The sequence below is a fragment of the Pseudomonas sp. TWI628 genome, from assembly GCF_039673865.1.
In the GTDB taxonomy this organism is placed as follows: domain Bacteria; phylum Pseudomonadota; class Gammaproteobacteria; order Pseudomonadales; family Pseudomonadaceae; genus Aquipseudomonas.
This window is the reverse complement of record NZ_JBDJMM010000008.1, coordinates 24,000-38,240: the sequence shown is the minus strand read 5'-3', so window position 1 is coordinate 38,240 and position 14,241 is coordinate 24,000. Positions and strand designations below refer to the sequence as shown.

10 protein-coding genes and 1 tRNA gene are annotated in these 14,241 nt (G+C 63.9%); 8 read left to right on the top strand and 3 right to left on the bottom strand.

The genetic code is table 11. The annotated features are described in order from the left end of the window. Positions 1–179: 179 nt before the first annotated feature. From ABE528_RS08035 to ABE528_RS08020, 4 genes are all read left to right on the top strand, one after another. Positions 180–1,067 (top strand): alpha/beta hydrolase, encoded by an 888-nt coding sequence (locus tag ABE528_RS08035; protein WP_152954608.1) that lies wholly within the window; start codon positions 180–182, stop codon positions 1,065–1,067. A gap of 111 nt (positions 1,068–1,178) precedes the next feature. Beyond that, positions 1,179–1,252, top strand: a tRNA-Gly gene (locus tag ABE528_RS08030). A 200-nt stretch (positions 1,253–1,452) separates the two neighbouring features. After that, entirely contained in the window at positions 1,453–3,147 is a 1,695-nt protein-coding gene (locus tag ABE528_RS08025; RefSeq protein ID WP_346652626.1) for a SulP family inorganic anion transporter, read from the top strand. A 73-nt stretch (positions 3,148–3,220) separates the two neighbouring features. Next, the gene (locus tag ABE528_RS08020; protein ID WP_152954612.1) at positions 3,221–4,231 is read left to right on the top strand and encodes a DUF4917 family protein; all 1,011 of its coding nucleotides are present in this window, start codon (positions 3,221–3,223) and stop codon (positions 4,229–4,231) included. A gap of 16 nt (positions 4,232–4,247) precedes the next feature. On the opposite strand, the gene ABE528_RS08015 is transcribed toward ABE528_RS08020, so the two are convergent. Both ABE528_RS08015 and ABE528_RS08010 read right to left on the bottom strand, forming a co-directional pair. After that, complete coding sequence (locus ABE528_RS08015; RefSeq protein ID WP_346652625.1) at positions 4,248–5,462, bottom strand: SAM-dependent methyltransferase; 1,215 nt, start codon at positions 5,460–5,462, stop codon at positions 4,248–4,250. Positions 5,463–5,535: 73 nt separating this feature from the next. Then, complete coding sequence (locus ABE528_RS08010; protein ID WP_346652624.1) at positions 5,536–6,153, bottom strand: TPM domain-containing protein; 618 nt, start codon at positions 6,151–6,153, stop codon at positions 5,536–5,538. A 187-nt stretch (positions 6,154–6,340) separates the two neighbouring features. Here ABE528_RS08010 and bglX point away from each other — a divergent pair, with 187 nt between their 5' ends. From bglX to ABE528_RS07990, 4 genes are all read left to right on the top strand, one after another. Continuing rightward, positions 6,341–8,632 carry a beta-glucosidase BglX gene (gene bglX, locus ABE528_RS08005; RefSeq protein ID WP_346652623.1) on the top strand — a complete coding sequence of 764 codons (2,292 nt, stop codon included), beginning with the start codon at positions 6,341–6,343 and terminating at the stop codon, positions 8,630–8,632. Between the two features lie 78 nt (positions 8,633–8,710). Then, positions 8,711–10,468, top strand: a complete 1,758-nt coding sequence (locus ABE528_RS08000) for an ATP-binding protein (protein WP_346652622.1) — start codon at positions 8,711–8,713, stop codon at positions 10,466–10,468. Then, on the top strand, positions 10,462–11,790 hold the full coding sequence (locus ABE528_RS07995) for a sigma-54 dependent transcriptional regulator (protein ID WP_152954623.1): 1,329 nt from the start codon (positions 10,462–10,464) through the stop codon (positions 11,788–11,790). The genes ABE528_RS08000 and ABE528_RS07995 overlap by 7 nt, the downstream gene beginning before the upstream one ends. Positions 11,791–12,010: 220 nt before the next feature. After that, on the top strand, positions 12,011–13,330 hold the full coding sequence (locus tag ABE528_RS07990) for an MFS transporter (RefSeq protein WP_152954625.1): 1,320 nt from the start codon (positions 12,011–12,013) through the stop codon (positions 13,328–13,330). A 152-nt stretch (positions 13,331–13,482) separates the two neighbouring features. Here ABE528_RS07990 and ABE528_RS07985 read toward each other — a convergent pair whose 3' ends face one another. Continuing rightward, a complete protein-coding gene (locus ABE528_RS07985; RefSeq protein ID WP_346652621.1) occupies positions 13,483–14,235 on the bottom strand; it encodes a hypothetical protein in 753 nt (250 codons plus the stop codon). Between the last annotated feature and the right edge of the window lie 6 nt (positions 14,236–14,241).

Sequence of the window (14,241 nt, the reverse complement as noted above, 5' to 3'; positions counted from 1 at the left end):
GCCACCCAAAGCCCTGATGCCTTGGGGCACGGCAGATTGCCCGCCACAACAATATCGTCGACACGTGTGCCAAGGATCGACACAGGGCCCCCCGATTTATTCAGGCGAATGCCTACCTGTCATAAAGAACGTGCACCCTAGGTGACGCGATTACCCTTTTTGCGCCAGGAGTCGATGACATGAGGCCAGAAATCGCTGTACTTGATATCCAAGGTCAGTATCGGGTTTACACGGAGTTCTATCGCGCGGATGCGGCCGAGAAGACGATCATACTGATCAATGGGTCGCTGGCCACCACGGCCTCGTTCGCCCAGACGGTGCGTAACCTGCACCCGCAATTCAACGTTGTGCTGTTCGACCAGCCGTATGCCGGCAAGTCAAAGCCGCACAACCGCCAGGAACGGCTGATCAGCAAGGAGGACGAGGCGCAGATCCTCCTCGAACTGATCGATCATTTCCAGTGCGACCACGTCCTGTCCTTCTCCTGGGGCGGTGCCAGCACCCTGCTGGCGCTGGCGCACCAGCCGCGGCGGGTGAAGAAGGCGGTGGTCAGCTCGTTTTCGCCGGTGATCAACGAACCGATGCGCGACTATCTGGAGCGTGGTTGCCGGTACCTGGCCGCCTGTGATCGTTACCAGGTCGGCAACCTGGTCAACGACACCATCGGCAAGTACCTGCCATCGCTGTTCAAGCGCTTCAACTACCGGCATGTCAGCGGCCTGGACAGCCACGAGTACGCGCAGATGCACTTCCACATCAACGAAGTGCTGCAACGTGACCTGCAACGGGCATTGAACGGCGCGCGCAACATCGACATCCCGGTGCTGTTCATCAACGGCGAGCGCGACGAGTACACCACCGTCGACGATGCACGCGAGTTCGGCAAACATGTAGGCAACAGCCAGTTCAGCGTGATCCGCGACGCTGGCCACTTCCTCGACATGGAAAACAAGGCAGCCTGTGAAGACACCCGCAATGTCATGCTCGGTTTCCTCAAGCCGACCGTGCGCGAGTCCCGTCAACGCGGTAACCCATACATCCAGGGGCAGCATGCATTGGCCATCTGAGCGCATCGGCGTCCCTACCCCACACCCGCAGGTCATGGGGCGCCGACAAGCTTTTTTTATAACTTGGGCTTCTAATTCGGGGAGGCTTCTGGTAAAAAGTCCAGCGCAGACGCGGGTATAGTTTAGTGGCAAAACGAAAGCTTCCCAAGCTTTAGTTGAGGGTTCGATTCCCTCTACCCGCTCCACACATTGCATTCCCCCGCATGGCGTTCCAGCAACGTCATCGCTGTCAAAAGGAGCCCGAGGCTCCTTTTTTCGTTTCTGCCCTTTCATTGATATGGCCCATGGCCGCGTTGGCCACCTTCCGCTTCAATTCGCTTGCAAGCGAACCGGCTTGGGGCGCATATGCTTCATGGTTCCGTGAAACATTTCGAAAGGACGACGCATGTTTCTCTCCCGCTGGCTCCCCGGCCTTGCCAACCTGCTGCACTACCGCCGCGAATGGTTCCATGCCGACCTGCAGGCCGGGTTGTCGGTGGCGGCGATCCAGATCCCCATCGCCATCGCGTATGCACAGATCGTCGGCCTGCCGCCGCAGTATGGCCTGTACGCCTGCGTGCTACCGATGATGGTGTATGCCCTGATCGGCAGTTCGCGGCAATTGATGGTCGGCCCTGACGCCGCCACTTGCGCCATGATCGCGGGTGCCGTAGCGCCACTGGCCCTGGGTGACCCGCAGCGCATCGCCGAACTGTCGGTGATCGTCACCGTGCTGGTCGGGGTGATGCTGATTGTCGCCGGCCTGGCGCGCGCCGGGTTCATTGCCAGCTTCTTCTCGCGCCCGATCCTGATCGGTTACCTCAACGGCATCGGCCTGAGCCTGATTGCCGGGCAACTGTCCAAGGTCGTGGGGTTCAGGATCGAGGGCGACGGTTTCATCCTCAGCGTGGTGAATTTCTTCCAGCGCCTGAACGAGATCCACTGGATGACCCTGGCCATCGGCCTGGCCGGGCTGGCGCTGCTGATCTGGCTGCCGCGCCGCTACCCGCGCCTGCCGGCCGCCCTGGTGACCGTGGCAGTTTTCACCTTGCTGGTCGGCCTGCTCGGCCTCGACCGTTTCGGCGTCGCCATTCTCGGGCCGGTACCGTCCGGCATCCCCAAACTCGCCTGGCCGCACAGCAACCTGGGCGAAACCAAGAGCCTGCTGCGCGATGCCCTGGGTATCGCCACCGTGAGTTTCTGCAGCGCCATGCTCACCGCCCGCAGTTTCGCCGCACGACACGGCTATGCGATCAATGCCAACCATGAGTTCGTCGCCCTCGGCGTGAGCAACCTGGCCGCCGGTATCTCTCAGGGTTTCGCCATCAGCGGCGCCGACTCGCGCACGGCGGTCAATGACATGGTCGGCGGCAAGAGCCAGCTGGTCGGCATTATCGCGGCACTGGTCATCGCCCTGATCCTGCTGTTCTTCACCGCACCGATGGCGTGGATCCCGCAGGCGGTGCTGGGCGCCGTGCTGCTGATGGCCGGCTGGGGCCTGATCGACATCAAGTCGCTGGGCAGCATCAAGCGCCTGAGCCGCTTCGAATTCTGGCTGTGCCTGCTGACCACGGTCGGCGTGCTCGGCCTGGGCGTGCTGCCGGGCATCGTGTTTGCCGTGACCCTGGCGATCCTGCGCCTGCTCTACACCATCTACCAGCCCACCGACGCCGTGCTCGGCTGGCTGCCGGGCACCGAAGGCCAGGTCGACATCCGCAAGCACAAGGACGCCCGTACCGTGCCGGGCCTGGTGGTGTACCGCTTCGACGACGCGATCCTGTTCTTCAACGCCGACTACTTCAAGATGCGCCTGCTCGAAGCCGTGCAGAGCCAGGCCCAGCCCCAGGCAGTACTGTTCGATGCCGAGGCGGTGAGCAGCATCGACGTCAGCGGCATCGCCGCCCTGCGCGAGGTGCGCGACACCCTGACGGCACAGGGCATCCACTTCGCCATCGCCCGCGCCCGCGGCAGCTTCCTGCGCATGCTGGTGCGCTCGGGGATGGCGCGGGAGATGGAAGACAAGCTGCTGTTCGGCTCAGTGCGGGCGGGGATAAGGGCTTATCGGGTTTGGCGGAACAGGCAACAAAAGGCGACACTGTAGTCAGCAACCCTCGCTCACCTTGCATGACATGCTAAAGTCCCCGCCGTTTCCCGCCCCACCGAACGGACCGCCCATGCCAGCTCTCGACGCCCGCCTCGCCTCTTGGCCAGACCTCAACCAGCGCCACCCGTGCACCGCCCTGCTGCTGGGCAATGGCGCCAGTCGTGCGCTGTGGAAACCGTTCGGCTACTTCTCGCTGTATGAGGAAGCCCAGCGCGCAGGGCGCAAGAAAGGCCTGGCGATCAGCGACCAGGCCCTGTTCAAGTCGCTGGGCACCGAGCTGTTCGAGCCGGTGCTGACCACCCTCAACCACACCGTGCGCGCCAACGCCGCCCTGGCCATCAACTCCACCGCGCCGCTGAACCGCTATTACTCGATCAAGGAAGGCCTGATCCACGCCATTCGCACCCTGCACCTGCCTTGGCCACTGGTGCCCGCCGCCACCCTCGCGTCGATCAACCAGGCCTTGCGCGAATACCGCAGCGTCTATACCAGCAACTACGACCTGATCCTGCCCTGGGCCCTGCAGCACAATCCACAGGGCTTCGCCGCGCTGTTCGACGATCAAGGGTTCTTCGACGTACGCCGCACCTGCTGCGAAGGCACCCGCGTGCTGCACCTGCATGGCGGCCTGCACCTGCTCAAGCTGCCCGACGGCAGCACCCGCCAGCGCAGCGCCGACAGCGCCGAGTTGCTGGACGGCTTTGCCGTGAACATTCCGGGTGAAGTGCCGTTGTTCGTCAACGAAGAACGCAGCGACGAGAAACTGCGCGCCATCCGTAACTCGGACTATCTGTCCTGGGGGTTGGGGCAGCTGGCACAGGAAAGCCAGGGCATGTGCCTGTTCGGGCAGCATCTGGACGGCACTGACCAGCACCTGCTCGAAGCCATTCGCCAGGCGCGGCCGACGCATCTGTCGATTGCCATCCGACCGTTGAGCGAGGCATCGGTGATCAATCAGAAGCAGCACTTTGTCGAGCGGTTCGGGGATATGACCGGGACAGCGCTGCACTTCTTCGATGCCAGTACGCACCCGTTGGGGTTTGAGGAACTCGCTATCGAGGTACCGGCAGCTCGTCGCTAAATATACCTAGCTGTCATCAGATCAGCTTATCCGCCCTCAACAACGTCTCCAGGCAATGCTCCTGCACCCCATAAAACGCCTTGAGCTGTTCGATCTTCTCTAGCAAGGCCGCGTTATCCCCCGCCTGCCGGCGCTTCACTGCAAGAATCATCTTGTTCTTGTTGGTGTGCTCCAGGGAGATGAACTCGAACACCTTGGTCTCGTAACCACAGGCTTCCAGATACAGCGCACGCAGGCTGTCGGTCAGCATCTCGGCCTGCTGCCCCAGGTGCAGCCCGTATTGCAGCATCGGCTGCAGCAGCCCCGGGCTGTGCAGTTGTGGGCGGATCTGTTTGTGGCAGCACGGCGAGCACATGATGATCGCGGCGTTGCAGCGGATGCCGGTGTGGATGGCGTAGTCGGTGGCGATGTCGCAGGCGTGCAGGGCAATCATCACCTCGATGGCCTCGGGCACCACACTGCGCACGTCGCCGCACTGGAATTCCAGGCCCGGGTGTTCCAGGCGCTGAGCAGCGGCATTGCACAGGTCGACCATGTCCTGGCGCAGCTCCACGCCGGTCACCTGCGCCTCGCGGGCCAGGGTGTTGCGCAGGTAGTCATGCATGGCGAAGGTCAGGTAGCCCTTGCCCGAGCCGAAGTCGGCGACACGCAGCGGCTGCTCGGCCGGTACCGGGGCATTGGCCAGGGCGTGGTCGAAGACTTCGATGAATTTGTTGATCTGCTTCCACTTGCGCGACATCGACGGGATCAGCGCGCCCTGGGCATCGGTCACGCCCAGGTCCCGCAGGAATGGCCGCGACAGCTCCAGGTAGCGTTTCTTCTCGCGGTCATGGCCGGTATTGGCAACCGTTTCGCGTGGTGCCTGGGCGCCGTGGCGCTGGAGCATCGGCTTGCCTTTCTTGCTGAAGGTCAGCTGCACTTCGCCATCGGCATCGAACAGGTGGGCATTGCGGAAGCTCTCCGGCAGCAACTCGGCGACCAGCGCCTGGGCCTGGTCCAGCGGCAGGTTGCGGGTGATGTCACGGGTCTGGTGGCGGTAGACCAGCGACAGCTGGGCCTGGCCCTTGACCTGCAACGGCTTGGCGATGATGCGCTGCAAGGTCTGGTCGGCTCCGACATGGCGCGCCAGTACCAGCTTGACCAGGGTGTTGCCGTGCAGGGCGGCACTCAGCAGGTCGAGGAACTGGGCGCGCGCATCCGGCGCGGAAGAAGCGGAAGTACTGGCGGACATGGAAAACGGGTGCCTCGAATAACAGGGGGCGCGTTGCGCAATGCCGCGCATTCTACACCCTGCAGCCGCCGCTTCAGTCGAGAATCACCAGACGGTTGGGCAGTTCGTTGCGTGCATGGGTGCGTGGCACGTGTTCGCACAGCCGTTCGCCGCATGCCTCGATGCAGTCGACAAAACCCTGCAAGGTCCGCCCCTGGCGCACTTGCTCGGCCAGACGCGCAACGATCACGGCCCGGGCCTGCGCATCGAGATGGCGATCAATCCCCTGGTCGACCAGGATTTCCACATGCCGCTCAGCCTCGGCGACAAAGATCAGCACCCCCGTGGCCCCCACCGTGCCCTCCAGGTTCTGCTCGCGAAATTGCTGTCGCGCCAGGCGCGAAGCACGCCAGCGGCGCAAGGCGTGCGGGATCAGCCAGGCGGCCACGCGCGGGCTGCGCAGCAGCAGGCACAGGCCGATAAACAGCAGCACGTTGGCTACCAGCAGCCCACGCATCCCGGGCCAGCCCAGCAGCCAGTGCATCAGGCCAGGCACGGCCAGCGCCAGCACGGCAGCCCAGAACAGCGGCAGGTAAGCATAATCATCGGCCCGTCGCGCCAGCACGGTCACCAGCTGCGCATCGGTGCGCCGCTCGACGCGGGCGATGGCCTCGGCCACCTGACGGCGCTCGTATTCATTGAGGGGAGTCATGCCTTCGGTCTCTTCAGCGTTCTTATAGTTGTTGTCCCGGCATTCGGGGCTTCCTCCGCAGCCGACATATTCAGGCATAATCCGCCGCTGGATGAATTACCGGCGAATCGTACAACAATAGCCGCCTGAAAACTTCGGCCGCGCGCGTATCACCGTGGATACGGCAAAGGCCTCGACAATGGAATTGATGATGAAACTGTCTTTGCTGGGCCTGGCCATGGGCCTTGCCAGCCAGGCGGCCCTTGCCGCCCCAACCGCCCCGCCCCTGCAGGACAAGCAGGCTTTCATCGACCATCTGATCAGCCAGATGACCGAAGCGGAAAAGATCGGCCAGCTGCGCCTGATCAGCATCGGCCCGGAAATGCCGCGCGAAAAGATCCGCGAAGAAATCGCCGCCGGGCGTATCGGCGGCACCTTCAACTCGCGCACCGCCCCCGAGAACCGGCCGATGCAGGATGCCGCCATGCGCAGCCGCCTGAAGATCCCGATGTTCTTCGCCTACGACACCATCCACGGCGAGCGCACCATCTTCCCGATCGGCCTGGGCCTGGCCGCCAGCTGGGACATGGACGCCATCGCCAAGGTCGGCCGCACCTCGGCCATCGAAGCCTCGGCCGACGCCCTGGACATGACCTTCGCGCCCATGGTCGACATCGCTCGCGACCCGCGCTGGGGCCGCACCAGTGAAGGCTTCGGTGAAGACACCTACCTGACCTCAAAGATCGGCCAGGTGATGGTCCGCTCGTTCCAGGGCAGCAGCCCGGCCAACTCCGACAGCATCATGGCCATCGTCAAGCACTTCGCCCTGTATGGCGCAGTGGAAGGCGGGCGCGACTACAACACGGTCGATATGAGCCTGCCGAAGATGTACAACGACTACCTGCCGCCCTACCGCGCCGCGCTCGACGCCGGTGCGGGCGGGGTAATGGTGGCGCTGAACTCGATCAACGGCGTGCCGGCCACCTCCAACACCTGGCTGATGAACGACCTGCTGCGCAAAGAGTGGGGCTTCAAGGGCGTGACCATCAGCGACCACGGCGCCATCCAGGAACTGATCCGCCACGGTGTCGCCCGCGACGGCCGCGAAGCCGCCAAGCTGGCGATCAAGGCCGGCATCGACATGAGCATGAACGACACCCTGTACGGCGAAGAGCTGCCAGGGCTGCTGAAGTCTGGCGAAGTGACCCAGCACGAGCTGAACCAGGCCGTGCGCGAGGTGCTCGGTGCCAAGTACGACATGGGCCTGTTCAAGGACCCGTACGTGCGTATCGGCAAGGCCGAAACCGACCTGAAAGACTACTACGCCGATGACCGTCTGCACCGCGACGCCGCCCGCGACGTCGCGCGTCGTAGCCTGGTGCTGCTGGAAAACCGCAACCAGACCCTGCCGCTGAAAAAGGCTGGCACCATCGCCCTGGTCGGCCCGTTGGCCGATGCCCCGATCGACATGATGGGCAGCTGGGCCGCCGACGGTAAACCGATGCACTCGGTCACCGTGCGCGAAGGCCTGCGTCGCGCTGTCGAGGGCAAGGCGAAGCTGGTGTATGCCAAAGGTTCCAACGTCACCGGCGACAAGGCGATCCTCGACTACCTTAACTTCCTCAACTTCGATGCCCCGGAAATCGTCGATGACCCACGCCCTGCGGCGGTGCTGATCGATGAAGCGGTCAAGGCCGCCCAGCAGTCCGATGTGGTGGTGGCCGTGGTCGGTGAGTCGCGTGGCATGTCCCACGAGTCGTCGAGCCGCACCACCCTGGAAATCCCGGCCAGCCAGCGCGAGCTGATCAAGGCGCTGAAGGCCACCGGCAAGCCGCTGGTGCTGGTACTGATGAACGGCCGCCCGCTGTCCATCGGCTGGGAGCGTGAACAGGCCGACGCTATCCTCGAAACCTGGTTCTCCGGCACCGAAGGCGGCAATGCCATCGCCGACGTGCTGTTCGGCGACTACAACCCGTCGGGCAAGCTGGCGATCACCTTCCCGCGTTCGGTCGGGCAGATCCCGATGTACTACAACCACACCCGCATCGGCCGGCCGTTCACCCCAGGCAAGCCGGGCAACTACACCTCGCAGTACTTCGAAGAGCCCAACGGCCCGCTGTACCCGTTCGGCTATGGCCTGAGCTACAGCAGCTTCGAGCTGTCGGGCCTGACCCTGTCGAACAAGGACCTCAAGCGCGGCGATACCCTGGACGCCAAGGTGACGGTGAAGAACACCGGCAAGCTTGAAGGCGAAACGGTGGTACAGCTGTACCTGCAGGATGTCTCGGCGTCGATGAGCCGCCCGGTCAAGGAGCTGAAGAACTTCCAGAAACTGATGCTCAAGCCTGGCGAATCGCGCACCTTGACCTTCCGCATCAGCGAGGACGACCTGAAGTTCTACAATGGCCAGCTGCAGCGGGTGGCCGAGCCTGGCGAGTTCAATGTCCAGGTCGGGCTGGATTCCGAGGCGGTGCAACAAAAGAGCTTCGAATTGCTGTAACAGGTTGGTCGCCGTTCCGGCCTCTTCACAGCACCCGTGAAGAGGCCGGATCTGATATCCCTGCATCTGGATCCGCCCATGCCCTTTTCCTTTCGCGCCCTGCGTCTGGGGCTGATCACCCTGCTGATTGTGCTCGGCACCGTCCTCAGCGCCGGCTGGGCCATGCACCAGGCCAAGCGCCAGGCCATGGAAGACGATGCCCGCCGCGCCAGCCAGCAACTGGGGCTTTACGCCAACGCCCTGCACACCCTGATCGATCGCTACCGCGCCCTGCCCGCCGTGCTGGCGCTGGACCCGGAGCTGATCGAGGCCCTGCGCGGCCCGGTCAGCGAGCAGAAGCAACACGCGCTCAACCTCAAGCTCGAACGTATCAACGGTGCCGCCAACTCCTCGACCCTGGAGCTGCTCGACCGCACCGGGCTGGCCGTGGCCGCCAGCAACTGGCGCCTGCCGACCACCTACGTGGGCTCCAACTACGGCTTTCGCCCCTACTTCAAGCAAACCCGCAGCCAGGGCAGTGGCCGCTTCTACGCGGTGGGCGTGACCAGCGGCGTGCCGGGCTACTTCCTGGCCAGCGCAGTCAGCGATGAGCAGGGGCGCTTCCTCGGCGCCATGGTGGTCAAGCTGGAGTTCCCTGAGCTCGAACGCGAATGGCGCCAGGGCAACGACATCCTGCTGGTCAGTGACGCCCGTGGCATCACCTTCATCGCCAACCAGGAGGGCTGGCGCTACCGCGAGCTCAAGCCACTCACTGGCGACGACCGCGCCGAGCTGGCCGAAACCCGCCAATACGACAAGCAGCCGCTGGTACCGCTTCAGCACCAGGTGCTGACCCGCTTTGCCAGCAACAGTCAGCTGAGCCGCGTGCAGAGCCCCGAAGGCAGCGCCGAATTCCTCTGGGAGAGCCTGCCGCTGGCAGGCGAAGACTGGACCTTGCACCTGCTGCGCAAGCCGCAGGTCGAAGCGGCCGGTCGCAACGCCGCACTGGGCGCCGCGGCGGTATGGCTGAGCCTGGTGTTCGCCGCGCTGTTCGTCAGCCAGCGCCTGCGCCTGGCCCGCCTGCGCCAGCGCAGCCGCGAAGAGCTCAAGCGCCAGGTCGAGGAGCGCACCCGCGAGCTGCGCACCGCCCAGGAAGGCCTGGTGCAATCGGCCAAGCTGGCTGCCCTGGGGCAGATGTCGGCGGCCATGGCCCACGAGATCAACCAGCCGCTGACCACCCAACGCATGCAACTGGAGACCCTGCGCCTGCTGCTCGACCACGGCCGCTACGACGACGCGCGCAAGGCCCTCGAACCGCTGGAGCAGATGCTCACGCGCATGGCCGCGCTCACCAGCCACCTGAAGACCTTCGCCCGCAACAGCCCAGTCGGCCTGCGTGAACGCCTCGACCTGGCCACCGTGGTTGACCAGGCCCTGCACCTGCTGGACACCCGCATTCGCAGTGAAGCAGTCGAGGTGGCCCTTTACCTGGCGCGCCCGGCCTGGGTCCGGGGCGATGCAATCCGCCTCGAGCAGGTATTGATCAACCTGCTGCGCAACGCCCTGGACGCCATGGCCGACAAACGCTACAAGCGCCTGGAGGTCCGCATCGAACCAGACCACGAGCAATGGCGCCTGAGCGTGCTGGACTCCGGCGGCGGTATTGCCGAAGCGAACCTGGCCAAGGTCTTCGACCCGTTCTTCACCACCAAGCCGGTGGGCGAAGGCCTGGGCCTGGGCCTGGCGATTTCCTATGGCATCATCGTCGAAGCCGGCGGGCAGTTGCTCGCCGAGAACCTGCCGGGCGGCGCCCGGTTGAGCCTGACCCTGCCCCGTGACCTGGAGCCTGTATGTTGAATTCGGTGATCGTCGTCGATGATGAAGCCAGCATCCGCACGGCAGTCGAGCAGTGGCTGAGCCTGTCGGGCTTCAGCGTGCAGCTGTTCGCCCGCGCCGAAGACTGCCTGGCCCAGCTGCCCGCGCACTTTGCCGGCGTGATCATCAGCGATGTGCGCATGCCGGGCATGGGCGGCATGCAACTGCTCGAACGCCTGCAGGCGGATGACCCGGACCTGCCGGTGATCCTGCTGACTGGCCACGGGGATGTGCCGATGGCGGTCGAGGCGATGCGCAACGGTGCCTACGACTTCCTGGAAAAGCCCTTCACCCCGCAGCACCTGCTGGGCAGCCTGCGCCGCGCCCTGGAGAAACGCCAGCTGGTTCTGGAGAACCGCCGGCTGCATGAACAGGCCGACCTCAAGTCGCGCCTGGAAACCACCCTGCTGGGCATGTCCCAGGGTTTGCAGCAATTACGCCGGCAGGTGCTGGACCTGGCCAGCCTGCCGGTCAATGTGCTGATCCGCGGCGAGACCGGTAGCGGCAAGGAGCGCGTGGCGCGTTGCCTGCACGACTTCGGCCCGCGTGCCGAAAAACCGTTCGTCGCACTCAACTGCGCGGCCATCCCCGAAGCGCTGTTCGAAGCCGAACTGTTCGGCCACGAAAGCGGTGCCTTCACCGGCGCCCAGGGCAAACGCATCGGCAAGCTGGAATACGCCAACGGCGGTACCGTGTTCCTCGACGAGATCGAGAGCATGCCGCTGGCCCAGCAAGCCAAGCTGTTGCGGGTGATCCAGGAACAGAAGCTGGAGCGGCTGGGGGCCAACCAGAGCATCAGCGTCGACCTGCGGATCATTGCCGCCACCAAGCCTGACTTGCTCGAAGAGGCCCGTGCCGGGCGTTTTCGCGAGGATCTGGCCTATCGCCTGAACGTGGCGGAACTGCGCCTGGCGCCGCTGCGTGAACGGCGTGAGGACATCCCGCTGCTGTTCGAGCATTTTGCCCGCGCGGCTGCCGAAAAGCTGGGGCGCGCGGCGCCAGCGCTGAGCGGTGCGCAACTGGCGCAACTGCTGTCGCATGACTGGCCAGGCAATGTGCGTGAACTGGCCAACGCGGCGGAACGGCATGCCTTGGGATTGGGCTCGCCGAACATCGAAGTGGTGCCTGCCGGGCAGTCGCTGGGAGAGCAGATGGAGGCGTTCGAGGCGCAGTGCCTGCGTGCTGCATTGCGCCAGCATGCAGGAGAGATCAAGGCGGTGATGGAAACGCTGCAGCTGCCTCGACGCACGCTGAACGAGAAGATGCAGCGACACGGGTTGGTGCGGGAAGACTTTCTTCCATAAGCGCTTTATCGCCTATCAGCCACATCCAATAAGCGGAAATCCGCTTATTCAACCCTGGATAACAGAGGGGCTGTTTCCCGCCCCATTGCCGCCAACCCAGTGCCCACGGGCCTCACGCCCCCATTTGGATCGTCACGCACCCATTTGGCACACCTTCTGCAATTGCCCTGGCAAGCTGCGCCTCGGCGCGCTCCACAAAAACAACGAGAAGGTATCCCTGATGGATAACGCCACCTCCCTGCCAGCCGGGGCGGCCGTCACGCCCGCCGCTGAAAAAACCACCGCCAGCCGCCTCAAGTCGATCTTCAGTGGTTCCATCGGCAACATGGTCGAATGGTACGACTGGTACGTCTACGCCGCATTCTCGCTGTACTTCGCCAAGGCCTTCTTCCCGGCTGGCGACTCCACCGCCCAATTGCTCAACACCGCTGCGATCTTCGCCGTGGGCTTCCTGATGCGCCCGATCGGTGGCTGGCTGATGGGCCTGTACGCCGACCGCAAGGGGCGCAAGGCCGCATTGATGGCTTCGGTGCTGCTGATGTGCGCCGGCTCCCTGGTGATCGCCCTGACCCCGGGCTATGAAACCATCGGCGTCGCCGCACCGATCCTGCTGGTCATCGCGCGCCTGCTGCAGGGCCTGTCGGTGGGTGGCGAATATGGCACCTCGGCTACCTACCTCAGCGAAATGGCCAGCAAGGAGCGCCGTGGCTTCTTCTCCAGCTTCCAGTACGTGACGCTGATTTCCGGCCAGCTCATCGCCCTGGCGGTACTGATCGTCCTGCAGCAGACCCTGACCACCGAGCAGCTGTACGCCTGGGGCTGGCGTGTACCCTTCGTGATCGGCGCGCTGTGCGCGGTGGTTGCCCTGTACCTGCGCCGCGGCATGGAAGAAACCGCCTCCTTCACCAAGAAGGAAAAGGCCAAGGAAAGCCTGATGCGCACCCTCATGCGCCACCCCAAGGAACTGATGACCGTGGTTGGCCTGACCATGGGCGGCACCCTGGCCTTCTACACCTACACCACCTACATGCAGAAGTACCTGGTCAACACCGTGGGTATGAGCATCAGCGATTCGACCACCATCTCGGCGGCCACGCTGTTCCTGTTCATGTGCCTGCAGCCAGTGATCGGTGGCCTGTCCGACAAGATCGGCCGTCGCCCTATCCTGATCGCCTTCGGCGTGCTCGGCACCCTGTTCACCGTGCCGATCCTCAGCACCCTGCACACCATCCAGACCTGGTGGGGCGCGTTCTTCCTGATCATGGCGGCGCTGATCATCGTCAGCGGCTACACCTCGATCAACGCAGTGGTGAAGGCCGAGCTGTTCCCTACCGAAATCCGCGCCCTGGGCGTCGGCCTGCCGTACGCGCTGACCGTGTCGATCTTCGGCGGCACCGCCGAGTACGTGGCCCTGTGGTTCAAGAGCGTCGGCATGGAAAGCGGCTTCTATTGGTACGTTACGGCGTGCATCGCCTGCTCGCTGCTGGTGTATGCGACCATGAAGGACACCAAGCAGCATTCGCGGATTACTACTGACTGACGGTATTCAGCGATTGAAAAAGGGGCGCTCCGTGAAACGGACGCCCCTTTTTTGTGGCTGCCAGGTGCTTGCCTGGAGATCTCGGCGCCTATGAGATCGAGCGCCGCCCGCGGCGCTCGATTTCCGCCTCACCTCAGCATTCAGCCAGGCACTCAAGATATCTCCAACACCTGACGCGGCTCACGCTTCTGGTACCAGCTCGCCATCAGCACCAGCACAACCAGCACGCCACCCAGCACCGCAGAAGAACCGATGGTGCCAAAATCCAGCCCACCCTTCTCATGCGGTTTGGTCAGGAAGTCGCCAAGGGTCGCGCCAAATGGACGGGTCAACACGAAGGCCACCCAGAACAGCACCACCCCCGGGATGCGCGTCCAGTAACGGGCCAGCACCACTACGGCGATGGCGCTGCCAATCAGCAGTGCACCACCGGCAAAGCCCAGCCCCGAGTCGTCCGCCAGATAGTCGCCCAGCGCTGTGCCCAGGGTGTTGGAGAACAGGATGGCGACCCAGTAGAAGATTTCACCGGTGCGGTTCTTGATGCGGGTAACGTCGAGCGGGTTGCCGCTCAGGCGCCAGACCAGGAAGGTCAGCATCAGGATGCCGATCAGGATTGCCGAGCCTGCGGCATAGCCCAGGCCCAGGGTGCGGTCCATGAAGTCGGACATGGTGGTGCCGGCCGTGCTGGTGGACAGGATCACCAGCCAGTACAGCATCGGGTGATAGCGGCGCGAAAACAGCTGACCGAACAAGGTCACCAGGAACACGCTGATCAGCACCATCGAGCTGACCGCGTAACCAACGTTGAGGGTCATCGACAGCAGATCACCGGCAGTTTCGCCAAGGGTGGTGGCGCAGATCTTCATGACCCAGAAGGCCAAGGTGATTTGCGGAAGTTTGTTCATTGATTG